Consider the following 21,090-nt stretch of genomic DNA (forward strand, 5'->3'; position numbering starts at 1 on the left):
CGGCAAAGGGACTTGCCGCCCTACGTCGAACATGGTCAGTGTCGCCGGTATTATCGGCCTGCTCGTCATCGTGCTGGTCAACAGTGCTGTGACGGCGCTCATGACGCGCTTTTTCCGCGTCCGTTTGCACACGCGGTGGGGAAGTATCGTCTACTCGCTGCTCCTCTGTCCGGTAGTCATGGTCGTCATCCTCATCGTATTGAGCGGTGTATTCAAACTCGGTGCGGATCTCGGGAGTCAGACGGCTGTCATCCTCATGACGGTCGTTATTCCGCTCGCTATCGGGATCACGTTCGATTACTTTTGGATGCCTGCCCCCGACGAGGTCGAACTGCCGGCGTCGATGGACTAATCGAAAATCGCCGCTCGGACGCGTTCGTACACGGTGTCCGGGTCAGCGGTCGCGTCGACGCGTACGAACCGCTCCGGGTCGGCGTCGATGAGTCGCTCGTAGTTGTCACGAACCGTCGAAAGATAGTCAGCAGTTTCGAACTTGTTCGTCGCGCCGCTGCGCTGTGCGGCGGTTTCGGGATCGAGGTCGAGATACACGGTCCGGTCCGGCGGACGGGTCCAGGGGGCGTGGACCTCCCGGACGTACGACAGCGGGTCGTCGAACGTCTCACTAGCTTCGAGTGTCGCACCCTGATACGCGTACCGCGAGTCGCTGTAGCGGTCGGAGACGACAAGTCGGTCCTCGTTGAGCGCCGGTCGGACCGTGTTCGAGAGATGTGCGGCGTGGTCGGCCGTGTAGAGGAACAGTTCGGCCAGCGAGTCCGCGTCGTCGTCGTCGATAGAGCGCTGGACGGCGTCCCCGTACCAGGTGTCGGTCGGTTCGCGCGTGAACACAGCCTCGCTGGGGACAGTGTCGTCGCTCTGGAGCCGTTCCCACACAGTCGTCTTGCCGCTCCCGTCCAATCCTTCGAGCGTGACGAGCATACCTCACAATCCGTGTGGGGGGACGTAAGCGCCCCGACCGGACAGTGCATCCGTAGGCTGACACAAGTGGCCGGACTGCGGACCGGTCAGCCGAACAAACACGCCCACCTTTACGGTTCTACCGACCGTACTGGAGTCTATGAATGTACTTGTCGTCGGCGGGACTGGATTCATCGGGCAACACCTGTGCCGCGAACTCGACGACCAGGGACACACCGTCACTGCGTTGTCCCGGTCACCGGAGGATGCGACGCTTCCCAGCGGTGTCGAAACTGTTGCCGGGGATGTCACGGAGTACGACAGCATCGAGAGCGCGTTCGAGGGCCAGGACGCGGTGTATTTCCTGGTCGCACTGTCGCCCCTGTTCAAGCCGGACGGCGGCGACGAGATGCACGAACGCATCCACCTCGGCGGGACCGAAAACAGCGTGCAAGCCGCCGAAGAACACGACGTCGACCGGTTCGTCCAGTTGAGTGCGCTGGGTGCGGACCCCAATGGCGATACGCATTACATCCGGTCGAAGGGTCGGGCCGAGCAGGTCGTTACGGAGTCTTCGCTGGACTGGACCATCTTCCGGCCGTCGGTCGTCTTCGGCGAGGGCGGAGAGTTCGTCTCCTTCACGAAGCGCCTCAAGGGGATGTTCGCGCCGGGCGTCCCGCTGTACCCGCTCCCCGGCGGCGGAAAGCAAACCAAGTTCCAGCCCATCTGGGTTGGTGACCTCGTGCCGATGCTCGTCAACAGTATCGAATCCGAAGAACACGTCGGTGAGACCTACGAGATCGGTGGGCCGGAAGTACTGACGCTCAGAGACGTGACCAATCAGGTGTACGATGCTGAGGGGGCGTCGATAAGCATCGTCCCGCTCCCGATGCCGCTGGCGAAGGTCGGTCTCTCTGTCCTTGGGAGCGTCGGGTTCCCGATGGGTGCCGACCAGTACCGCTCACTCAAATTCGATAACACTCCGACAACGAACGAAATCGACGCGTTCGGAGCCAGTAGTGGCTCTTTAACGACACTCAGCGGATACCTCCACGGATAAGCGTCGACAGTAGCCACCTCCTAAAGAGAGTTGTGTTAGCTAGTATTGATTTTCAATCCTGGCTTTCAGGGCTGAGATCCGGGCAAAACACTTATACTCGCTATCGCTCTTTGACCCTTTAAGCGGAGAACTATATAATGAAACTGGCGATGATCGGCTTCGGGCAGGCCGGTGGCAAAATTGTGGACAAATTCCTCGAGTACGACAAGGAGACCGGCTCGGGAATCGTCCGCTCGGCTGTTGCGGTCAATACAGCGAAAGCAGACCTGCTTGGGCTAGAACACATTCCGGAAGAGAATCGAGTGCTCATCGGCCAGGCCCGCGTTAAGGGCCACGGCGTGGGCGCAGACAACGAACTCGGCGCGGAAATCGCCGAAGAGGATATCGACGAGGTTCAGGGCGCGATCGACAACATCCCTGTCCACGAAGTCGACGCCTTCCTCATCGTCGCCGGGCTCGGCGGCGGGACGGGGTCGGGCGGGTCGCCGGTCGTCGCGAAACACCTCAAACGCATCTACACCGAACCGGTGTACGGCCTGGGCGTCCTGCCGGGCAGCGACGAGGGTGGCATCTACACCCTCAACGCCGCTCGCTCGTTCCAGACGTTCGTGCGCGAGGTGGACAATCTGATGGTGTTCGACAACGACGCCTGGCGACAGACCGGCGAGTCCGTCGAGGGCGGCTACGATCACATCAACGAGGAGATCGTCCGACGCTTCGGCGTGCTGTTCGGGGCCGGCGAGATCGAGGCCGGCGACAACGTCGCCGAAAGCGTCGTCGACTCCTCCGAGATCATCAACACGCTCGACGGCGGCGGCGTGTCCACCGTCGGCTACGCCTCCGAGGACGTCGAGGTATCCTCCGGCGGCGGCGGCCTGCTCTCGCGGTTCAAGGGCGACGACTCGTCTGACGACGGGATGGACACGGCGAACACGACGAACCGTATCACGTCGCTCGTCAGGAAAGCCGCGCTCGGCAGGCTGACGCTCCCCTGTGAGATCGAAGGTGCGGAGCGTGCTCTGCTCGTGATGGCAGGGCCGCCAGAGCACCTGAATCGGAAGGGAATAGAGCGCGGCCGGAAGTGGCTCGAGGAGCAGACCGGTTCGATGGAGGTCCGCGGTGGCGACTATCCGACCAACGCCCCGAAAGTGGCCGCGTCCATCCTGCTGGCCGGCGTCCACAACGTTCCCCGCATCAAGGAACTCCAGCAGGTCGCCATCGAGGCCCAAGACAATATCGACGATATCCGTAACCAAAGCGAAGATAACTTAGAGGACTTAGTCGAAGACGACGAAGATGAACTTGATCCGCTGTTCTAACAAGACCGCCGCACTCCTCTGTGTTGTCGCGCTGCTCGCGACCGCCGGCACAGCGAGTGCGTTCTCTGTCTCTGCCGAGGGAGTCCCGAGCGAGACAGCCGTCGAGGAAGAGGTGTCGGTGACGTACACGATTGACGACCCGTTCACCGACGCACCGAACGAGTGGACGCTCGCCGGCTCGACCGAACTCCAGGACGTTAGCTGGACGGTCACTGTGTTGCGTGCGGGTAGCCAGGTGAGCCAGGAAACCTACGGCGACCAGTCCTTCGAGCAGGACCTGGAGATCGACAATAACGGGGACCAGGTTCGCGTCGAGCTCGTCGGCACGACGCCGGCCATCTCGAACTACACGTACGACCCGGCACAGAACTATCAGGTCGCCTCTCTCAGTCGTATCAGCGGGAGCAACGAGGACGAGTTCCGCAACGACACCGCCCGCCACTACACTGAAGAGAGCCAGTCAGCGAGACAGGCAATCGACGACGCGCAGGCCGCAATCGACGAAGCCGGTGGGAACGAAGACGCCGAGGATCTAGTCAGTAGCGCTATCTCCTCCTACGAGAACGGGAACTTCCAGAACGCCCAGGACCTCGCCGAGGAGGCCGAAAGTCAGGCACAGCAGGCCCAGCAGAGCGCTCAGACCCAGCGAACGCTCCTGCTGGTCGGCGGCGGACTCATCGTCCTCCTGTTGCTGGTCGGTGGCGGCTACTACGCGTACACCCAGATGAGTGAGGACGAGTACTCCAAGCTGTAATGCGTCTCGTCGTCCCCGTCTCGGGGTCTGACCCCAAAACGCGACTTGCGTCCGTTCTTTCTCCCGACGAGCGCCGTGATTTTACCGAAGCGATGCTTGCAGATGTCGTCGACGCAGTGACAGCGGCGGGCCACGAACCCGACGTTATCTCGACGGCACCGCTCGACTGTGCCGCACCGCTCACTGTCGACGACCGCGGGCTCGACCCGCTCGTCAACGACCTGCTCGCGTCGATAGTGACTGACGGCGATGGCGCACTTGCCGTCGTGATGGCGGATTTGCCGCTCGTAACGCCGAAAAGTATCGAGCGACTGCTCGCCCCCGACGCCGACGTCGTGCTGGCCCCGGGTCTGGGCGGCGGGACGAACGCCTTCGTCTGTCGCCACCCCGAGTTCAGGGTCGACTACCACGGCGCGTCGATACGTGACCACCGGCAGATTGCCCGGGACGTGGGAGCCAGCGTTACCGAAGTTGACTCTCGGCGGCTCGCGACCGACATCGACGAACCGGGCGACCTCGCTGAAGTGCTGCTACACAGCGACGGCGCGGCCGCGGACTGGCTCATTGACGCCGGTTTCAGTCTGTCGCTCACAGACGGCCGTGTCACCGTGAGCCGCGAGTGAAGGTTTTTGTTCGTGGGGTGCACACCCCGGGACGTGATACCCGGCACGGACGCGCACGATATCGACATCGAGATCCCGGACGCCGACATCGAGCGACTGCTGTCGGTGATGCCCGGGGACGTCGAGGCCGCGTCGGCGCTGTCCTACTGCCGGAACGTGTTCCTGCCGCTGACGACCGCCTGCCGATACACCTGCACCTACTGCACGTACTACGACCCGCCGGGGCAGGCGGAGCTGATGGACCGCGAGGAGATCCGCGAGACCTGTCGCCGCGGGGCCGACGCCGGCTGTACCGAGGCCCTGTTCACCTTCGGCGACGACCCGGACGACCGCTACACCGCCGTCCACGACCAGCTCGCCGAGTGGGGCCACGACTCCATCCACGAGTACCTCCGGGAGGCCTGCGAAATCGCCCTGGAAGAGGGGTTGCTCCCGCACGCGAATCCGGGCGACCAGACGCGCGAACAGATGGCCCACGTCGCCGACCTGAACGCCTCGATGGGCGTCATGCTGGAGACGACCACTGAGGTGCAGGCTCACGGCGGTCCGCGGGCGAAAAACCCCGGCCAGCGGCTGAACACCCTCCGCGTGGCCGGCGAACTCGGTGTGCCGTTCACGACGGGCATCCTCGTCGGCATCGGCGAGGACTGGCACCACCGCGCCGAGAGCCTGCTCGCCATCCGTGAACTGCACGAGCGCTACGACCACATCCAGGAGGTCATCGTCCAGCCCGTCGTCGAGAACGAGCGCTGGCAGGGCGGCTCTCCCGACCTGGCGACGATGCGCCGGGTAACGGCGATGGCTCGCGCAGCGCTTCCCGAGGAGGTGTCGGTACAGGTTCCGCCGAACCTCGCGCCCGCCCGGGACCTGACCGACTGCGGTATCGACGACCTGGGCGGCGTCTCCCCAGTGACTGTGGACCACATCAACCCCGAGTACGAGTGGCCCGCGCTGCAGGAACTGACGGCCGTCGCCGACGCCGCCGAGGTGCCCCTGACAGAGCGGTTGCCGGTCTACGACCGCTTCGTCGACGACGGCTGGCTCTCGGAGCCCATCGAGGCGGCTATCGAGGCTGAGGACGACGACGGCGAACGGTTCCGGTCGATACTGGACCGCGGCGTGAATCCGGCGAGCGTGTGATCCCGTGGCCTCTGCGCATGAACAGCCGTCACGGTCAGAACGGATCCTGGACACTACTCACCTAGTCGACTAGGCCGTAGCTACACATGTACTGGCACACCAATACATATCATGCCTGGACGTGCCTCTGACAGCAGTGCCAGGCAGAATACTCTACCACGTCGACCACGGCCAGTGCCCAGCCGTGGTCCACTACTTCAGTCGAGCAACGGCGTTCCGTCAGCCTGTGGCCCGAGTTGCGGGCCGAGCACGTCGGCGTCGGGGTCGATGACGCGGCGCTGTTCGTAGTCCGTCGACCGCTCGACCGGTGTCCGGCCGATGGCGGTGATCATGTCGGCGTACTCCTGGAACGACCGGAACTCGCCGTAGTCGCCGCCGGCGCGCTTGGTGATCTCCTCGGAGAGGATGGTTCCCATGAAATCGTCCGCGCCGCAGGTGAGCATCTTCAGCCCTTGCGTGTCGCCGTATTTGACCCACGAGGACTGGATGTGGTCGACGTTGTCGAGGAAGAGCCGTGAGACGGCGATCAGCAGTTCGTCCTCGTCGATGGACGCGCCGCCGTCGACCATCCCGCGCTCGTACAGCGGCGTCTCCTCGTGGACAAAGGACAGCGGGACGAACTCCGTGATCGCGCCGGTCCGGTCCTGCAGGTCGCGGATGCGCTGCAGGTGCAGCGCGCGGTGGCGCTCGTTCTCGACGTGGCCGTACATCATCGTCGAGGTCATGTCGAGGCCGACCGACGCGGCCGCCTCCATCGCTTCGAGCCACTCGTCGGTCCCGATCTTGCCCGGACAGATGACGTCCCGGACCTCGTCAACGAGAATCTCGGCGGCGGTACCGGGCACGCTGTCGAGGCCAGCGTCTTGGAGGCGACCGTACACCTCCTCGTAGGACCAGTCGGTGCCGCGGCGGGCGTGATAGGCTTCCTCCGGCGTCATCGAGTGGAGGTGGACGTCGCCGACGTTCATCGCCCGAATCTGTTCACAGTAGGTGGCCGGGTCTTTCTCGTACTCGTCGGGCGATCGGTAGTTCAGGTCGCCGCGGTCGCTCGTCTCCAGTATCTCCCGGTGCTCGTCGTCCAGCGCGAGCGCGGGATGGAGCCCCGATACCGAACAGACCTCGTAGATGCCGCGGTCGAGGGCGTCCCGTACGATTTCGCGGGATTCACTCGGCGTCTTCGTGAAGCCGCCGTGGTCCTCCTGGTAGTCGCTGCGGAACTGCTCGGAGCGGTCCTTGAAGTTACAGAACAGACAGCCGGTGTTACAGGCCGTCGTGACGTTGTTGTTGAGGTTCGCGACGAAGGTGACCTCGTCGCCGACGACCTCCGCCCGGCGTCGGTCAGCCGCTTCGAGTACCTGCTCTTTCCGGTAGTGGTCGATGCCGTCCCGGTCGGTGCCCGTCGTGAGGAGTTCGACTGCGTCGTCGACTGTCAGTCGCGTCCCGTTTCTCGCCTTGGCGAGCGCGTTCTCGAACGACTGGGCAGTCGTCGGACGGTGCTCGAACTCGACGGAGCCGTCCGGCGTACCGACGGTCTCTGGGACGTCCGGCATTGCTGGACAGGAGGGAAAGAACGGTCAAAAACGTATGGGTACGCACATGGTCCACAAGGTCGACAGGTCCCCGTGTTTCGGGACGCAAGCGGCTGCAGTTCCGGAAGAGAGATCAGGTCGGCAATACGCCGCCGACCCAGCCCGCAGTCTCGATGACGATCCAGGCGACGAATACCGCGTAGGCGCCGAGCAGCGCATAGGATTCGAGTTCGCTCAACACGAGGTCGGTCCGGAGGGCGGTGAACAGGAGAATCGTCGCCCCGGTCAGGACACCGAACATCGGCACGGCCATCGCGAAATCGACGGTCCACGCGCCGGCGATGAAGACGCCGAGCGGGATGGCGACGAGCAGGTCGAACGTGTTCGAGCCGAGGACGTTCGCGAGCGACGTGACTCCGCGGTCGTCGCGGGCCGCTCTGACACTGACGAGCGTGTCGGGGAGACTCGTCGCCGCCGCCAGAATCGTCACGCCGAGCAGAAACTCCTGCACGCCGGCGGCCCGGCCGATGACTTTGACGGAGTGGACCAAGCTCTCCACCGCCACGAGAATGACCGCGAGGCCGAGCAAGAGAAAGAGCCACTGCCGCCCGACAGAGATACCGGCGGTCCAGTCTTCCCCCGGGTCGTGGTCGGCCGTGTCCTGGTACTGGATGAAGACGTACAGGCCGTAGAGCGCGAGCGGAATCGCCGCCAGCGGCCGCGTGATGACGCCCGTGAGCGTCGCCTCGCCGGGATAGTAGATGACCGCGAGCGCCATCGTGATGAGCAGGACTGAGACGGCGAGCATGTAGAACTGCGCCTCCTTGTAGACGAGCGTCCGACTCGACTCGAGTTCGTCGTCCGTGGCGATGCCCGCGGCGGCGGGGATGATGAGAATATTGAAAATCGCCGAGCCGACGATTGCGCCCACACCGAGAGACATCGACCCGTCCAGCGCCGAGAGCACGACCGCTGCGACCTCCGGGAAGCTCGACCCGACGGCGACGATGATTGCGCCCTGAACGACTTCCGGGAGGCCGTAGTACGTCGCGAGCCGTTCGCTCGCGGATTCGAGCCAGTCGCTCCCTTTCCAGATCGCTGCCGTCGCGGCGACGATGATCGCAGCCTCGACCAACAGACTGGTAGCCATCAGGAGGTCAGTCGACAGCCCGACGGAAAACGTTGCCTTCCGAGCGCGAGTGATACTGTCTGTGACGAATTTCGCCACCGCGAACATCTCATAATAGTTACAGCCGACAGTATGAGAAACGTCTTTGTCCCCGGCCCGAAAGGCGGGCACAATGACGAGCGTCAAGGAATTCCGCGTGGACGAACCGGCGACGGCCGAAGACCTCGGCCGCGGCGCGTTCGTGTTCACGGACGACTACTCCGTGTTCGACTGGGGCAAGATGCCGGACCGGATCCCCGACAAGGGCGCGTCGCTGTGTACGATGGGCGCGTACAACTTCCAACTGCTGGAGGAGAACCACGTCCCGACACACTACGAGGGCGTCAGGCTCCCCGACAGCGACGAGGTGCGTGACCTCGGCGAGGCGCTGTCGGCCGACGCCGCCCCCGAGGAGATGGTCATCGAACTCACGCAGGTCCCGGACCTCCCCTTCGAGGACGGGAGCTACGACTACGACGCCTACCACGCGGGAGCCAACGAGAACTACCTCATTCCCCTGGAGATCGTCTTTCGGAACCGGGTCGGCGTCGGGTCGTCACTGCGGTCCCGGACCGAGCCTGCCGACCACGGGCTCGACTACGACACCTGGCCCGAGGAGGTCGTCGACCTCGACGAGCCCATCGTGGAGTTCTCGACGAAATACGAAGAGCAGGACCGGTATCTCGACCGGGAGGCAGCCGACCGGATCGCCGGCACGGCCAGCATCGACCGCCTCGAAGAACTGGCTCGGGCGGTCAACCACATCGTCACCCAGCAGGCCGCCGAGGCCGATCTGGTCCACGAGGACGGGAAGATCGAGTGCCTGTACTACGACGGGGAAATCCGCGTGGCCGACGTGGTCGGCACGTTCGACGAGAACCGCTTCTCCTACGGGGGCCAGCAGGTCTCGAAGGAGGTCATCCGACAGTACCACAAGCGCACCCAGCCCGAGTGGGTCGAAGCCGTGAGCGAGGCCAAAGAGCAGGCCGACGCGGAGAGCATCGCCGACTGGAAATCGCTCTGTGCGGAGTCGCCAGAACCGCTCGATGAGGACGTAATCCAGGTCGCTCGCGACCTCTACTGTGCCGGCACGAACGCCTACATTGGTGGCGACGTGTTCGACGCGCCGTCGCTCGACGAAGCCGTTAGCGCCGCTGGCGAACTCTAAGCTGTTTGAAAGTACAGCGCGTTTTCAGTCGTCAGCCTCGATCTCACCGTCGTCCTCGGCGACGAACTCGCCGAGGCCGTCGATGGGACGGTCGGGGTTCAGCTGGTCGAGTTTCTCCGGTGCGCCGAGTTGGGCCGAGGTCTCCTCGGGGTCCCGAAGCTTCGTCCGGCCACGGTGGACGTTCACCTCGTCGTTGAGGTGGAGTTTGATGGCCTCGATGAGCGCTTCGGCTTCCAGCGGCTGGCCGATCTGCTGGAGTTCCTCTTCGGTGGCGTCGTCGGGGACGTTGAACGCGCGCTGGGTGATGATCGGCCCTTGGTCCAGGTCCGTCGTCACGTAATGGGCAGTGACGCCGGCGATGCGGACGCCCTCCTCGATGGCCTGCATGTACGCCGACGCGCCGGGGAAGGCGGGCAGCAGGCTCGGGTGGACGTTGATGATGCGGCTCTCGTAGCGGAAGACGACGTCCGGCGAGAGGATGCGCATATACCGGGCCAGCGCGATGAGGTCGGCGTCGTACTGCGCGAGCAGGTCGAGCAGTTGGTCCTCGTCCGGCGTCCCCTTCTCGTCGCCGATGTCGTGGAACGGGACGTCGTACTTGGCCGCCAGCGGTTCGAGGTCGTCGTGGTTCCCGATGACCACCTCGATGTCGGCCCCGAGGTCGCCGTTGGCCCAGGCCTCGAATAGCGCCTCTAGACAGTGGGACTCCTTCGTCACGAGGACGGCGATGGTCTGGGTCTCGCGGTCGGACGGGAACCGGACCTGCACGTCGACGCCGAGTTCGTCGCCGAGTTCGGTGAGGTCCTCGCGGAGCTTCTCCTCCGTCGTCACCATCTCGGACGTGTCGACGCGCATGGTCATCCGGAAGACGCCCTCCCGAACGGCCTGGTCGAGGTCCTCGATGTTGATGCTGCGCTCGAACAGGAGCGAGGTCACTTCGGCGATGAGGCCCGTATCGTCCTCGCCGACGACCGTAATCTCGGTCAGACCGCGCGTCACGATTCCCACCTCCGGACAGCGTCGTGATTCATTTGCCCCAGAGTCGGCAGTCCCTCGGCAAAAGCCTTCGTTTTCCACCTAGCGTGGAGACCAACGCTTTGTGTGTCGCTCCGTGTATATATGGCCGTGATGAGTGATTCGCCGACCGTACTCTGTGCCCAGCCGGATTCCGACGAGCGTGTGGAGACGGTCGACGCGCTCCCGCGAGGACTCCATCTGCACCCACACGATTCTCTCGGGCGAGGCGATGGTCGCCGAGGCCACCCACGAGGACCCTCGCTTCGCCGAAGTTGACGCACTGAAACGGCTCGACAGCAGGTCTTACGCCGGCGTGCGAATCACGGACAAGGAGGGGCGGGCTATCGGCGCAGTGTACTGTACCGACGGCGAGCCGCGGCGCTACACTCGGACCGATCTCGACGTACGCCAGCGGCTACACGCGAGTCCCCACCGGTATCTGCACGCTGACGCGGGCGACCTCGACATCCGGGTCAAAGGGCTGACCGACCAGCCGTCCGACTGGACGCCGGTCAGCGCCGGGACGTGACCTGCCGGGAGAACACAAGCGTTTTCTCCGCTGCCCGCTCGCTTGCCAGTAATGACTGCCTTTACCGCGACCGTCACCGTCCGGCTCAAGCGGGGCGTCCTCGACCCCGAAGCCGAGACGACACAGCGCTCCCTAGAACGCCTCGGTTTCGACCTGAACGACCTCCGCTCGGCGGACGTGTTCGAACTGGACCTCGACGCCGACAGCGCCGAGGACGCGGCCGAACGCGCCGAGGAGATGGCCGAGCGGCTCCTGGCGAACCCCACCATCCACGACTACGACATCGAGGTGGCACAGGCAGAATGACCATCGCCTCGAAACTGACGGCAATGGTCAGTACTGTCTCACGGAGGGGGCCCGCGTGACCATCGCCGTCATCCAGTTCGGCGGCTCGAACTGCGACCGCGACTCCGTGCAGGCTCTGGAGTCACTCGGCTTCGGCGCTGAACTCGTCTGGCACGAGGACGGCCTCCCCGAGGATGTCGACGGCGTCGTCCTCCCCGGCGGTTTCTCCTACGGCGATTACCTCCGTGCCGGTGCGATGGCCGCCCGCTCGCCCATCATGGCCGAAGTTCGTGAGGCAGCGAGCGAAGGCACGCCAGTGCTTGGCATCTGTAACGGCGCACAGATCGGCTGTGAGTCGTCGCTGACCCCCGGCGCGTTCACGACCAACGAGAGCGCCCGGTTCCAGTGTGAACACGTCCACCTGCGCGTCGAGAACGCCGACACGCCCTGGACCAGCCAGTACGAGGACGGCGAGGTCGTCGAACTCCCCATCGCCCACGGCGAGGGTCGCTATGAAATCTCCGACGACCGCTTGGACGAACTCGAAGCCGAAGACCGTATCCTGTTCAAGTACTGCGACGAGGACGGCAATGTGTCCCCCGAGGCGAACCCGAACGGCTCGAAACACAGTGTGGCCGGCGTCACCGGTGAGGACGACCACGTCGCCGTCATGATGCCCCATCCCGAGCGGGCGACGCTTTCGGACCTGGGCCGGACCGATGGCCAGGGCGTGCTCACGGGCTTCGCCGAGTAACACCGGCAGCTTCGGCTTTCATTGCGGTGGTTTCACAGAAGATCTGAACCGGACGCGTAGTCGCACCGCTACGGAGATCGTTTCAAAGGGGAAGGGACCAGCGGAGCGTGTGACATAGTCCGGCGGTCCCTAGTCCAGCTTTGTGGGTCAAGCCGTATAAGCGCACGCTTACCGGAGTGTAAGTGAAATCGCCAGTTATGGGTCCGCTGTCGGCGGCTGCGGTACACGCGACCCTTCCCGGTCACCGACGAGCAGTTCGCCGTCGAGGAACCGTGCCGTCCGGGCGTCGGTGGGGTCCTCGAACAACTGCTCGGGCGGGCCGGTCTCGACCAGTTCGCCGTCGTGAAGGAAGGCCATGTGGTCCGAGATGCGTTTCGCCTGGTGCATGTCGTGGGTGGCGACGACGACGCCGACGCCGCGGTCCCGCGCCCGCTCGATGGCGTTTTCCAGCAGCGCCGTGTTGTACGGGTCAAGGTTCGATGTGGGTTCGTCCAGCAGCATGACCGCCGGGTCAACGGCGAGTGCCCGCGCGAACGCGACACGCTGGGCCTCGCCGCCGGACAGCGAGAGCGCGTTCTGGTCGACCGATTCCGCAAGTCCGACCGTTTCGAGCGCGGCCATAACGGTATCGGCGGGCCGTGACGAGCCGACGAGTTCGCCGAGACTCCGGCGAACTCGGGCTCGCCAGGGTTCTCTGACGCGCAGGCCGTAGGAGACGTTCCGATGGACGGGCGCGTTGAAGAGGCTCGGCTCCTGAAACACCATACTCACCTGCCGGCGGATACTCAATCGTTCGTCGTCGGCCATCGCCCAGATATCGTCGCCGTCCCATGCGACCGTTCCATCGTCGGGTCGGCGAAAGGTCGCAAGCAGGCGCAGCAGCGTCGTCTTGCCGGTGCCGGAGGGACCGACGACGGTGACGACTTCCCCCGGTTCGACCGCCAGCGAGACGTTCTGGAAGACGGTCGAGCCGCCGAACCCAGCATTTACCTCGGTCACGGAGAGCGTCATACCGAGCGCTCACCCCGGCCCTGATTCCTGAGCCACGATCCCAGTCCGTTGACGGCCAGCACGAGCGCGAGGAGTATTACGCCGAGAACCAGACCGACCTCGTAGCGCCCCTGCCGTGCCTCGACTGTTATCGCCGTCGTCAGTGTCCGAGTGTAGGACTGTCCGTCGCTGTAGACGATGTTGCCGCCGACGATGAGTATCGATCCGACCTCGCTGATGGCCCGGCCGAACCCGGCAAGAATGGCGGTAACGATGCCGAAACGGGCCTCCTTGATGACCGCCAGCCCAACGTCGACTCTGGTTCCGCCCATCGCGTAGGCCGCGTCGCGGACCGACTGGTCGACGCCCTCGACCGCCGAGAGGCTGACGCTCAGCAGGACCGGCGTCGCGAGGATGAACTGGGAGAGTATCATCGCCCGCGGGGTGAACGCGAGGTCGAGGCTCCCCAGCGGGCCGCTGTTTGACAGAAGGATGAGGACGACTAGCCCGACGACGACGCTCGGGAACCCCATGCCGGTGTTGACGACGGCTGTGACCAACCGCTTCCCGCGGAAATCGGTGAAGCCGATACCCAGCGCGACGGGCAGGCTAAACAGCGTGCTCAGGCCGACAGCAGTCAAGCTGACGTACAGCGAGACGGTGACGATGCTCACGACGTACGTCCAGCCGCCGTCCGGGAGCTGTGCTTGCAGTGGAATCATCGGGGTCAGTAGTCCGCCGGCACCTGCTCGTCGACCCAGTAGAGATACTCCTTGTCGCGCGGTGAGAGGCTGCTGGCCTGCTGTGCCGTGTACCCCTGCGGGACGTACTGGCCGAAGTTCGGCTCCTCGGCGATGGCGTTGGGGAAGAACAACTGCGAGCCGTTGGCGGTGTAGTCGGCGATCATCGACTGGCCGGTCGGGCTCGTCAGGAAGCCGATGTAGGCCATCGCCGCCTCGTAGTTCACGTCGTCGTATTTCGCGGGATTGACCGCCATCACGCCGTAGGGGTTCTTGAGGATGACCGGGCCGTCCTTCAATGGTCCCTGAACGTGAATCACGAGGTCGATTTCTGTTTGCATCGAGAGGTAGGTCCCGCGGTCGGCGAGCGTGTACGCACCGGTCTGGCTCGCCTGCACAAGCGTATCGCCCATCCCCTTGCCGACAGCGCGATACCACTCGCCGCTTGGGTCCGTGCCGGCCTCATCCCAGATGATGAGTTCCTTCTTGTTCGTCCCGGAATCGTCGCCCCGCGAGACGAACGTCGACTCGCTCTCGGCGATGGTGGTGAACGCCTCGGTGGCGCTACCCATCCCGTTGATGCCCGCCGGATCGTCCTCCGGGCCGACGATGACGAAGTCGTTGAACATCACGTCCCGGCGGTTGACGCCGAAGCCGTCCTGCATGAACTTGTCCTCGGCGTTGCGGGCGTGGACGAGGATCACGTCGGCGTCGCCATCCCGTGCCGTCCGGAGACTCGCGCCGGTCCCCTTCGGGATGGTCTTCATCGTCACGCCGTAGTTCTCCTCAAACACGGGATGGAGTGCGTCGAGAAGCCCCGTGTCGTAGGTACTCGTCGTTGTGGCAAGGACCAGTTCGCCGTCACCGATCTGGCCCGAGCCAGTCTGCGACCCACCGGACTGTCCGTTCCCTCCACCGTCTGTCTGTGCCGCCGTTGATTCGCTGGTGTTGCTCTCGCCGGCGCAACCAGCGAGTCCGACGACGGAGGCGGCACCAAGTGATGCGAGGAAGCGTCGGCGTTGCATCGACATGGACACAACGACGGCGGCAGGGTTCTTAATTGTTGATGGTGATGTCTGTCACACTGGCCTCAGCGGGCTCATAGGTTCCGCGCGGCAACGCCTTTGTGACGGCACGGTCATGTGGCGGTATGGACGCGACCGCGGACGTCGAAGTGCAACTGGGGCAGGGCGACGTGGCGCTGACTGCCCGCGACCGGACGCTCTTGCAGGCGGTCGCCGCCCACGGGTCGCTGAACGCCGCTGCTGACGCGCTCGGCCGGTCCTACGCCCACGCCCAGCGCCGAATCGTCGAACTGGAGGACGCCTTCGGCCCGCTAGTCGACCGCAGTCGCGGCGGCAGCGGTGGCGGCGGCAGCGAGCTCACGGACACCGCCGAGCAACTGCTGGCCCGCTTTCAGCGCCTGCAAGCCGAGTTCGACGGCGTGGCGACGACAGCGGAGACGGTCCTCCGAGGGACCGTCGTGGACCGCGACGGCGAACTGGCGACCGTCGAGACGCCGCCGGGAACGGTCCGGGCCATCGTCGACACCGACGCCGAAGCCGGCGACACCGTAGAAGTCGGCATCCGCGCCGACACGGTGACGCTGAACGCACCGCCCGCTGCGCCCGAACCGGCGGGAACGAGCGCGCGGAACCAGTTTGCGGGCACCGTCGAGCGTATCGACGAAGGTGCCTCTATCGCGCTGGTCGCATTGGCAGTCGACCCGGACACGACGCTGTCGGCGGTGGTGACCGATACGAGCCTCGACAAACTCGACATCACCACGGGCGCGGAACTCGTCGCCTCGTTCAAGGCAACCGCGACCGTCGGCGTCATTCCCGCTATCGAACAGTCGGGGCCGGATGAGTCGTCGTAAGCGAGTGAAACACGGTGACTTCGAAGGGGCGCCTCAGAGACCCCAGTTAGACGGCAGCAGCTCGGACTGGCAGGCACTACAGGCAACCATCCCATCGTCGTCGATACACTGTCGCCGTTCGCCACACAGGTCACATTCCGCGACCGTCCCGCGTGTATTGAAACTGCGCCTGTCCTGGTCACCGTTCGGGGTCATATCGAACAGTCTTAGGCGCGAAAGACGGATAAACGTTGGTCGGCAGGCCGTCACACGGGTTCTCCGGGTCGAAGGGCTATCGAGCGAGCGGAAGCGAGTAACTCTTCTCACGTTCGATGACGGCGTCCCACGTCGCCTCGCACTCGCAACTCACCTGCTCGAACACCGACGGGTCCTGTCGGAGGTCGAAGTCCTTGATAGCGCGCTGGACCTTGTCGTCACACTCGCCGCAGTTGTGCGGGCCGCGGTCGCTGCCGTGGCCGACCGGGTCGGAGACGACGATGACATCCTCGTCTGCGGTCGACTCCAGCACGTCGGCGACCGACCAGAGCCACGGCGGTCGGTAGCCGCCGTCGTGGTACAGTTCCTCGACCATCGTGTAGCGCTGGACGTTACAGGGGTTCATCGACACAGTGTGACAGCCCTCGACGGCCGCACAGCGCCGTACGGACCGCTTCATGTCCTCGACGGCCTCGGCTTCCGAGAGGAACGGCGGTTTCATCAGCAGATACGCCTTGACGCCAGCGCCGGCCGCCTGCGCCGCCTCGGAGGCTTCCTCGAAGTCGGCGAAGTCGAAGTACTTGTTGACGCAGTCGTGGCGCACGCGGTCGGTTGCGGTCTCGAGGCCGACGGCTACGTCCGTCTCCAGGCCCACATCGACGAAGTCGCCGACTGTCTCCTCGTCGACGAAGTCCGGCAGCGACTCGACGACGATACGCTCGCGGTCCGCGAAGGTTTCGGCGATGGCCCGGCGCGTCTCCGCCGGCACCTCGCGCTCGTCGAGGAAGCTCCCGGAGGTGTAGATCTTGATGAGGCCGCTTTTGTCGTCGCTGTTCTCGCTCTCGTGGTCCAGACAGTGCTGGATCTGGGCCATGAGGTCCTCGTGGGCGACGCTGCCGCCCTCGACGCTTTCGGCGACGTAGCCACACATCGTACAGCCGCCGGCACGCGCCCACCGGCAGCCGCCGGTGTTCAGGATGATGGTCAGGCTCTGGTAGACGCCGTCCGGCGTGTTGTCCTCGTCGAGCCACACGCGGGTCGGCTCACGAGGGTCGTAGGTCGAGTCGTTGCGCGACCTGATGTCACGCATCACGGAGTTGTGGGCGTCCATGCCCTTGCCCTCCTCGTAGACTTCGGGACTGGGCTTGCTCATTGCGGCGAGGTAGCCGATGAGCGCGTAAAGCCGCTTCGTTACTGCCGGGATCGTGGGTCGGTTCGGTCCGAAAGTGCGCCGGAGCGGTGGGCCACGAGCCACGCCAGTCCGGCCAAAACGGCCCCGACAGCGTTGGCCACGAAGTCAGTACCGCTCACACCGCGTGACGGGACGAGCCCCTGTAGCAGTTCGACTCCCGCCCCGTAGCAGACGGAGACGGTCACGAGTGCCACAACTGTGGTCACATCGCGGGCCTGTCGACCCCACGCGAGCAGTGCCGCCAGTAGCCCGTAACTCGCCGCGTGAACCCACTTGTCCAGCCTAAAACCGAGGAGTGCTGGGACCTGCTCGCCCGCCCCTTCAGGAACCGGGAGAAGCGAGGTGACGAGTAATAACAGCGAAAACCCGACAGCGGGCAGGTAGCGGCGGGATCCCGACCAGTCCATACTGGCGGTTCTCCCGTTCGGCAGATAAGTCGGACGGTCAGATGCAGCGTCGGTCAGTGGTGCTACTGCTCTTCGGTATGGCGCATCTGGACGGCGATGCCCCGCGTCGAGGACTGCATTTCCGGGCCGCTCATCTGGGCGCGGCCAACACCGAAGGCCGCGTCGCCCTGAATCACCACGTCGTCACCGACGCGGATATCGTCGCTTGCGTCCGTGATTCCCGGTGCAAGCACCGAACCGTGGGGGACGAACGGCTCGATTTCGACCGTTTTGGTGTGAACGTCACTCTCGACCCAGCGGCGCGCCCCGGCGGTGGTCAGCGAGAGGACCCCGTACTGCTGGGCCAGCGCCGCCAGCTGTTCGCCGTCGGCGTCGTCGGCGCGCAGTTGCGGATACCGGCCCTGCGTCGACAGATCGTCGAACAGTTCGTCGCCCGCGCCCTCGCCGAACTGGTAGTCCGCGACGGCGCGGATGGTGTTGTGTTCGCGCTCCCGCTTCGGATAGCGGTCCCAGCCTTCCAGTTCGGCAGCGAGGTTCCCCAGCGAATCCGCCGTGGTCGGGTGGTCGGTGACTGTGTAGGTGAACTCCCGGCCCAGCGAGTCGGCCACGCGCTCGCAGATGTCGCGGTAGCCTTCGCCGGGTACGTGGGCAATAATTTTCGGGTAGTCGGTGCCTTCTAAATACCGTTCAAGCACGCGGCTGACGAACTCGATTTCGGTGGCGGTCCAGTTGCCCGTCACCACGGAGTCGTAGTGCTGGGCGGGGTAGGTGAGTTCGAGTTCCTGGGGCACGACGCCGATGGGCGAGGTCATCGAGACGACGTGGGCGCGCCACTTGATCGCGTCGTGGTACTGCTTGTGGCTCTGGGAGTCGCTGTAGGGTTTGCGCGCGGAGCAGGGGACCAGCACAAGCGGGCGGTCGTCGAAGCGCGGCACGTAGCGGTCGGTGACGCGCTCGGCGAAGCGCTGGATTTCGACGCGGCGCAGCGAGTCGTCACTGGCTGCCGAGAGGTCGGCCCGCCGGATGAGCGGCGTGCGCTCCTCCAGGTAGCTGTACCGCTGGTCCAGTTGCCGGAACGTCGCGGTGAGCCAGTTGTCCTGTCTGGCCTGTCCCTCGACGTAGTCCCGAAGCCTACCGTCACGGATGCGGCGGCGGACGCGGCGGAGTTCCGCAGCGAGGGCATTGACGTTGTGTTCGACGCAGTCCTCGCGGTCGAACTGCTCACGCGGTTTCTGGCAGGCTGGACAGGCACACGGGAGTTCGTCGAGGTCTTCGAGGAAATACGCCTCGTCGGTCGTGAGATACCGACCCTCAGTCCCGCGGACGACGGCGCGGTCGGGGTCCACGAGGTCCACGCCGGCGTAGACGAGCGTCGCGACGTTTCGCGGCGTGGCGACGCCAGGCAGGTAGAGCGCGGTGTCGGCGGGGATAGCCTCCCGGACGGTCGTGACGGCGTCGACGAACGCCGACGCGTGCCCGACGTAGCCGGGCGCGCCGGCGAGTACGTAGGCGTCACTGCCGTGGTCGGTCGCGGTATCGGGCGAGACGACGGCCGCGCTCGGGAACGACACGTCGGGATAGTCGACGGCGAAGGCCTCGGCGACTTCGTCCGGCGTGCCAGCGGGGAGTCCGCGGTGGGGCAGGACAGTGAGCAGCGAGTCGTCGCCATCGGGGGCGTCTTGCTCGGTGGGCCAGCGGCTTCCGGCGTCGTCGAGGACGTGCCGGCAGTCGCCCGGCGTTTCTGTGTCCACGTCGTCGACCAGCGCCGGCGTCGTCACGGAGTCGGCGAGGCGTAACTCACCCACTCGCGCGGCGCTGTCGCGCTCGTGGATCTCGAAGTAGTCGGTCATGCAATGGCGTCAGCCACGCGCGACCAACTATCTTGCCTTTGTACCAGCACCGGCCTCGGTGGCGACCGAAGGTACGTTCAAACGCTCCATACTTCGTCCCAGTCGACAGTTATGTGGCCATGATTATCGCGGACAGGTCGCTATCCGCTGATTAGCTGGGCCCTAACTAAATCTATAGGGGACGACTGACCGTTCGTGCAGCGACAGACACGACGAGACGTGTTGCTCGCCCTCTCGGGGACAGCCGTAGCGCTGGCGGGCTGTTCGACCGGCCTCTCCTCAGGGGACTCGGACGCGAGGGCCGCGTCACACGAGACGGAGCCGACACCGACGGAACAGGTCGCCGAGTCAACAGTGGAAAGCGGGCCCGCAATGTTCGTCCATCTCGATACACTGGATGCAATACAGTCCCGTGTCGAGAACGGAGACAGCCCGTGGACAGGGGCCCACGAAGCCTTCATGGACGATGTCCGCGACGCGATGGCAGCGGATCCCGAGAGCGTCACGGACAACGGCGACGGCCACGAGTTCAAAACGAAAGGCCCCGAGGACCCCGGAGCGCGCAAGGACTACGTTGCCGCCATCAGGACAGGGGACAGAATACGGGATCTTGGCCTCGCCTACCAGTACACCGGTGCGGATCAATACGCCGAGAAAGCCGTCGAACTGCTGGACCACTGGTTCCTGAGCTCGGAGACCTATATGGCCCCTGTGAAAACGAACAGCATCGAGCAGTTCATTACGCTCCCGAAAATGTGGTGGGGCGCGGAACTCGTTCGCGGCCACGAGGCGTGGACCGACGACGGCGTCGGCACGGAGGCCGACCTGCAGGAGTGGGTCCGAACGTTCCTAGACGATGTCGGTCATAACATTCCGACCGAGATGGGGCAACAGAACATCTTCAACTGGCAGGAGATGACCCACGCCGCCGGGTCAGTGTATCTCCGGGATTGGGATCGCTTCCGTGATGCCATCCAACGGAACCGCGAGACCGGCTTCAACCAACTCCGCGAGGACGGCCTGCTGGAAAACGAGATTATTCGTGCGTCGAGTCTGGCGTACTCGCTGTACGCGGCGAAGGCACTGGTCACCGCCGCGGAACTCAGCCGACTCTACGCCGACAAACTCAGCGGCCCCACACTGTACGAGTACCAGAAGTTCGACGGTGACAGGGGTGCCATCGAACGTATTCTTGACGCCCACGCACCGTACGTGGCTGACCCGGAGGCCTGGGAAGCGATGGGCGAGGGAGCCCCTGATCGGTTCGTCAACAACGACGGCTTCCCCGCCAGAAAGCAGGAGGCTGCGTCCTCGCTGTACGAGGTGGCCTACTCGTACTACGAGAAAGACACCTATCTGGAAACGCTCAAACAGAGCGGCCAGCCGGTGAAGAACGTCCCGACGTACGTCTCGGCCCAGCAGGCGGCAATCGATAACCCCGACCGACCGCATCGCGACGAGCGCATCCTCGGCTGGACGACGTTCACGCACGGTGAGCGGTTCCGGCTTGACCTGTAGCGAGTCAATCGGACACCAGTCACGGAAACGCAACCACACCACCACGCTTTGGATGCCA

Annotated in this window: 22 protein-coding genes; 12 read left to right on the plus strand and 10 right to left on the minus strand. The window is 64.7% G+C overall.

The features are described from left to right. Positions 1-31 precede the first annotated feature (31 nt). Positions 32-352, plus strand: a complete 321-nt coding sequence (locus Har1131_RS15040; protein ID WP_014039503.1) for a hypothetical protein — start codon at positions 32-34, stop codon at positions 350-352. Here Har1131_RS15040 and tmk read toward each other — a convergent pair. Further along, positions 349-936, minus strand: a complete 588-nt coding sequence (gene tmk / locus Har1131_RS15045; protein ID WP_151102899.1) for a dTMP kinase — start codon at positions 934-936, stop codon at positions 349-351. The two genes, Har1131_RS15040 and tmk, sit on opposite strands and share 4 nt — an antisense overlap. 139 nt (positions 937-1,075) lie before the next feature. Between tmk and Har1131_RS15050 the strand changes: the two genes are divergently transcribed. The 5 genes from Har1131_RS15050 (at position 1,076) to cofG (ending at position 5,811) form a co-directional block, all read left to right on the plus strand. Further along, on the plus strand, positions 1,076-1,975 hold the full coding sequence (locus Har1131_RS15050; RefSeq protein ID WP_151147111.1) for a complex I NDUFA9 subunit family protein: 900 nt from the start codon (positions 1,076-1,078) through the stop codon (positions 1,973-1,975). A gap of 137 nt (positions 1,976-2,112) precedes the next feature. After that, the gene (locus tag Har1131_RS15055; protein WP_005536054.1) at positions 2,113-3,294 is read left to right on the plus strand and encodes a tubulin/FtsZ family protein; all 1,182 of its coding nucleotides are present in this window, start codon (positions 2,113-2,115) and stop codon (positions 3,292-3,294) included. Further along, positions 3,272-4,048 carry a hypothetical protein gene (locus Har1131_RS15060; protein WP_050007444.1) on the plus strand — a complete coding sequence of 259 codons (777 nt, stop codon included), beginning with the start codon at positions 3,272-3,274 and terminating at the stop codon, positions 4,046-4,048. The genes Har1131_RS15055 and Har1131_RS15060 overlap by 23 nt, the downstream gene beginning before the upstream one ends. Continuing rightward, positions 4,048-4,671 carry a 2-phospho-L-lactate guanylyltransferase gene (gene cofC / locus Har1131_RS15065; protein WP_014039499.1) on the plus strand — a complete coding sequence of 208 codons (624 nt, stop codon included), beginning with the start codon at positions 4,048-4,050 and terminating at the stop codon, positions 4,669-4,671. Before Har1131_RS15060 ends, cofC begins: the two co-directional genes overlap by 1 nt. A 33-nt stretch (positions 4,672-4,704) precedes the next feature. After that, positions 4,705-5,811 carry a 7,8-didemethyl-8-hydroxy-5-deazariboflavin synthase subunit CofG gene (cofG, locus tag Har1131_RS15070; RefSeq protein ID WP_014039498.1) on the plus strand — a complete coding sequence of 369 codons (1,107 nt, stop codon included), beginning with the start codon at positions 4,705-4,707 and terminating at the stop codon, positions 5,809-5,811. Between the two features lie 197 nt (positions 5,812-6,008). Here cofG and cofH read toward each other — a convergent pair whose 3' ends face one another. Both cofH and Har1131_RS15080 read right to left on the minus strand, forming a co-directional pair. Then, on the minus strand, positions 6,009-7,361 hold the full coding sequence (gene cofH / locus Har1131_RS15075; protein ID WP_014039497.1) for a 7,8-didemethyl-8-hydroxy-5-deazariboflavin synthase subunit CofH: 1,353 nt from the start codon (positions 7,359-7,361) through the stop codon (positions 6,009-6,011). Positions 7,362-7,473: 112 nt separating this feature from the next. Beyond that, positions 7,474-8,490, minus strand: coding sequence for a sodium:calcium antiporter (locus tag Har1131_RS15080; RefSeq protein ID WP_151147114.1), 1,017 nt, complete (start codon positions 8,488-8,490; stop codon positions 7,474-7,476). 151 nt (positions 8,491-8,641) lie between these two features. On the opposite strand from Har1131_RS15080, the gene Har1131_RS15085 reads away from it, so the two are divergent. Continuing rightward, a complete protein-coding gene (locus tag Har1131_RS15085) occupies positions 8,642-9,676 on the plus strand; it encodes a phosphoribosylaminoimidazolesuccinocarboxamide synthase (RefSeq protein WP_151147117.1) in 1,035 nt (344 codons plus the stop codon). A 24-nt stretch (positions 9,677-9,700) separates the two neighbouring features. Here the strand turns inward: Har1131_RS15085 and Har1131_RS15090 are convergent, their stop codons facing one another. Next, a complete protein-coding gene (locus tag Har1131_RS15090) occupies positions 9,701-10,684 on the minus strand; it encodes a formyltetrahydrofolate deformylase (protein WP_014039494.1) in 984 nt (327 codons plus the stop codon). 145 nt (positions 10,685-10,829) lie between these two features. Between Har1131_RS15090 and Har1131_RS15095 the strand changes: the two genes are divergently transcribed. The 3 genes from Har1131_RS15095 to purQ are packed head-to-tail and all read left to right on the plus strand — an operon-like array spanning position 10,830 to position 12,261. Further along, positions 10,830-11,222, plus strand: a complete 393-nt coding sequence (locus tag Har1131_RS15095) for a GAF domain-containing protein (protein WP_023843121.1) — start codon at positions 10,830-10,832, stop codon at positions 11,220-11,222. Between the two features lie 51 nt (positions 11,223-11,273). Then, on the plus strand, positions 11,274-11,528 hold the full coding sequence (purS, locus tag Har1131_RS15100; RefSeq protein WP_014039492.1) for a phosphoribosylformylglycinamidine synthase subunit PurS: 255 nt from the start codon (positions 11,274-11,276) through the stop codon (positions 11,526-11,528). Between the two features lie 55 nt (positions 11,529-11,583). Next, on the plus strand, positions 11,584-12,261 hold the full coding sequence (purQ, locus tag Har1131_RS15105) for a phosphoribosylformylglycinamidine synthase I (RefSeq protein ID WP_151147120.1): 678 nt from the start codon (positions 11,584-11,586) through the stop codon (positions 12,259-12,261). Positions 12,262-12,456: 195 nt separating this feature from the next. On the opposite strand, the gene Har1131_RS15110 is transcribed toward purQ, so the two are convergent. Genes Har1131_RS15110 through Har1131_RS15120 form a run of 3 tightly spaced genes read right to left on the minus strand, consistent with a single transcriptional unit; the run spans position 12,457 to position 15,022 of the window. Further along, positions 12,457-13,272 (minus strand): phosphate ABC transporter ATP-binding protein, encoded by an 816-nt coding sequence (locus Har1131_RS15110; RefSeq protein WP_014039490.1) that lies wholly within the window; start codon positions 13,270-13,272, stop codon positions 12,457-12,459. After that, complete coding sequence (locus Har1131_RS15115) at positions 13,269-13,973, minus strand: ABC transporter permease (RefSeq protein ID WP_014039489.1); 705 nt, start codon at positions 13,971-13,973, stop codon at positions 13,269-13,271. Before Har1131_RS15115 ends, Har1131_RS15110 begins: the two co-directional genes overlap by 4 nt. A gap of 5 nt (positions 13,974-13,978) precedes the next feature. Further along, positions 13,979-15,022, minus strand: coding sequence for a substrate-binding domain-containing protein (locus Har1131_RS15120; protein ID WP_014039488.1), 1,044 nt, complete (start codon positions 15,020-15,022; stop codon positions 13,979-13,981). 119 nt (positions 15,023-15,141) lie between these two features. Between Har1131_RS15120 and Har1131_RS15125 the strand changes: the two genes are divergently transcribed. Further along, on the plus strand, positions 15,142-15,870 hold the full coding sequence (locus Har1131_RS15125; protein WP_064287549.1) for a TOBE domain-containing protein: 729 nt from the start codon (positions 15,142-15,144) through the stop codon (positions 15,868-15,870). Positions 15,871-16,141: 271 nt separating this feature from the next. Here the strand turns inward: Har1131_RS15125 and Har1131_RS15130 are convergent, their stop codons facing one another. The 3 genes from Har1131_RS15130 to arcS all read right to left on the minus strand — a co-directional run bounded on the left by Har1131_RS15130 (position 16,142) and on the right by arcS (position 19,514). After that, on the minus strand, positions 16,142-17,218 hold the full coding sequence (locus Har1131_RS15130; protein ID WP_064287548.1) for an archaeosine biosynthesis radical SAM protein RaSEA: 1,077 nt from the start codon (positions 17,216-17,218) through the stop codon (positions 16,142-16,144). Between the two features lie 38 nt (positions 17,219-17,256). After that, a complete protein-coding gene (locus tag Har1131_RS15135; protein WP_014039485.1) occupies positions 17,257-17,664 on the minus strand; it encodes a VanZ family protein in 408 nt (135 codons plus the stop codon). A 62-nt stretch (positions 17,665-17,726) separates the two neighbouring features. Beyond that, complete coding sequence (arcS, locus tag Har1131_RS15140; protein ID WP_014039484.1) at positions 17,727-19,514, minus strand: archaeosine synthase subunit alpha; 1,788 nt, start codon at positions 19,512-19,514, stop codon at positions 17,727-17,729. A gap of 372 nt (positions 19,515-19,886) precedes the next feature. Here arcS and Har1131_RS15145 point away from each other — a divergent pair, with 372 nt between their 5' ends. Further along, positions 19,887-21,032 (plus strand): alginate lyase family protein, encoded by a 1,146-nt coding sequence (locus tag Har1131_RS15145; RefSeq protein ID WP_174878662.1) that lies wholly within the window; start codon positions 19,887-19,889, stop codon positions 21,030-21,032. Positions 21,033-21,090 lie beyond the last annotated feature (58 nt).

Origin of the sequence: Haloarcula sp. CBA1131 (assembly GCF_008728975.1) — an archaeon.
GTDB lineage: Archaea > Halobacteriota > Halobacteria > Halobacteriales > Haloarculaceae > Haloarcula > Haloarcula hispanica.

Excerpts from the sequence above, each read along its gene's own strand:
- Har1131_RS15115 (WP_014039489.1), bottom strand. The coding sequence starts at position 13,973 with ATGATTCCACTGCAAGCACAGCTCCCGGACGGCGGCTGGACGTACGTC.
- arcS (WP_014039484.1), bottom strand. The coding sequence starts at position 19,514 with ATGACCGACTACTTCGAGATCCACGAGCGCGACAGCGCCGCGCGAGTG.
- purS (WP_014039492.1), top strand. The coding sequence starts at position 11,274 with ATGACTGCCTTTACCGCGACCGTCACCGTCCGGCTCAAGCGGGGCGTC.
- Har1131_RS15130 (WP_064287548.1), bottom strand. The coding sequence starts at position 17,218 with ATGAGCAAGCCCAGTCCCGAAGTCTACGAGGAGGGCAAGGGCATGGAC.
- Har1131_RS15125 (WP_064287549.1), top strand. The coding sequence starts at position 15,142 with ATGGACGCGACCGCGGACGTCGAAGTGCAACTGGGGCAGGGCGACGTG.
- Har1131_RS15085 (WP_151147117.1), top strand. The coding sequence starts at position 8,642 with ATGACGAGCGTCAAGGAATTCCGCGTGGACGAACCGGCGACGGCCGAA.
- Har1131_RS15055 (WP_005536054.1), top strand. The coding sequence starts at position 2,113 with ATGAAACTGGCGATGATCGGCTTCGGGCAGGCCGGTGGCAAAATTGTG.
- Har1131_RS15050 (WP_151147111.1), top strand. The coding sequence starts at position 1,076 with ATGAATGTACTTGTCGTCGGCGGGACTGGATTCATCGGGCAACACCTG.
- Har1131_RS15110 (WP_014039490.1), bottom strand. The coding sequence starts at position 13,272 with ATGACGCTCTCCGTGACCGAGGTAAATGCTGGGTTCGGCGGCTCGACC.
- Har1131_RS15120 (WP_014039488.1), bottom strand. The coding sequence starts at position 15,022 with ATGTCGATGCAACGCCGACGCTTCCTCGCATCACTTGGTGCCGCCTCC.
- Har1131_RS15040 (WP_014039503.1), top strand. The coding sequence starts at position 32 with ATGGTCAGTGTCGCCGGTATTATCGGCCTGCTCGTCATCGTGCTGGTC.
- cofC (WP_014039499.1), top strand. The coding sequence starts at position 4,048 with ATGCGTCTCGTCGTCCCCGTCTCGGGGTCTGACCCCAAAACGCGACTT.
- Har1131_RS15145 (WP_174878662.1), top strand. The coding sequence starts at position 19,887 with ATGTTCGTCCATCTCGATACACTGGATGCAATACAGTCCCGTGTCGAG.
- cofH (WP_014039497.1), bottom strand. The coding sequence starts at position 7,361 with ATGCCGGACGTCCCAGAGACCGTCGGTACGCCGGACGGCTCCGTCGAG.
- tmk (WP_151102899.1), bottom strand. The coding sequence starts at position 936 with ATGCTCGTCACGCTCGAAGGATTGGACGGGAGCGGCAAGACGACTGTG.
- Har1131_RS15060 (WP_050007444.1), top strand. The coding sequence starts at position 3,272 with ATGAACTTGATCCGCTGTTCTAACAAGACCGCCGCACTCCTCTGTGTT.
- Har1131_RS15135 (WP_014039485.1), bottom strand. The coding sequence starts at position 17,664 with ATGGACTGGTCGGGATCCCGCCGCTACCTGCCCGCTGTCGGGTTTTCG.
- Har1131_RS15080 (WP_151147114.1), bottom strand. The coding sequence starts at position 8,490 with ATGGCTACCAGTCTGTTGGTCGAGGCTGCGATCATCGTCGCCGCGACG.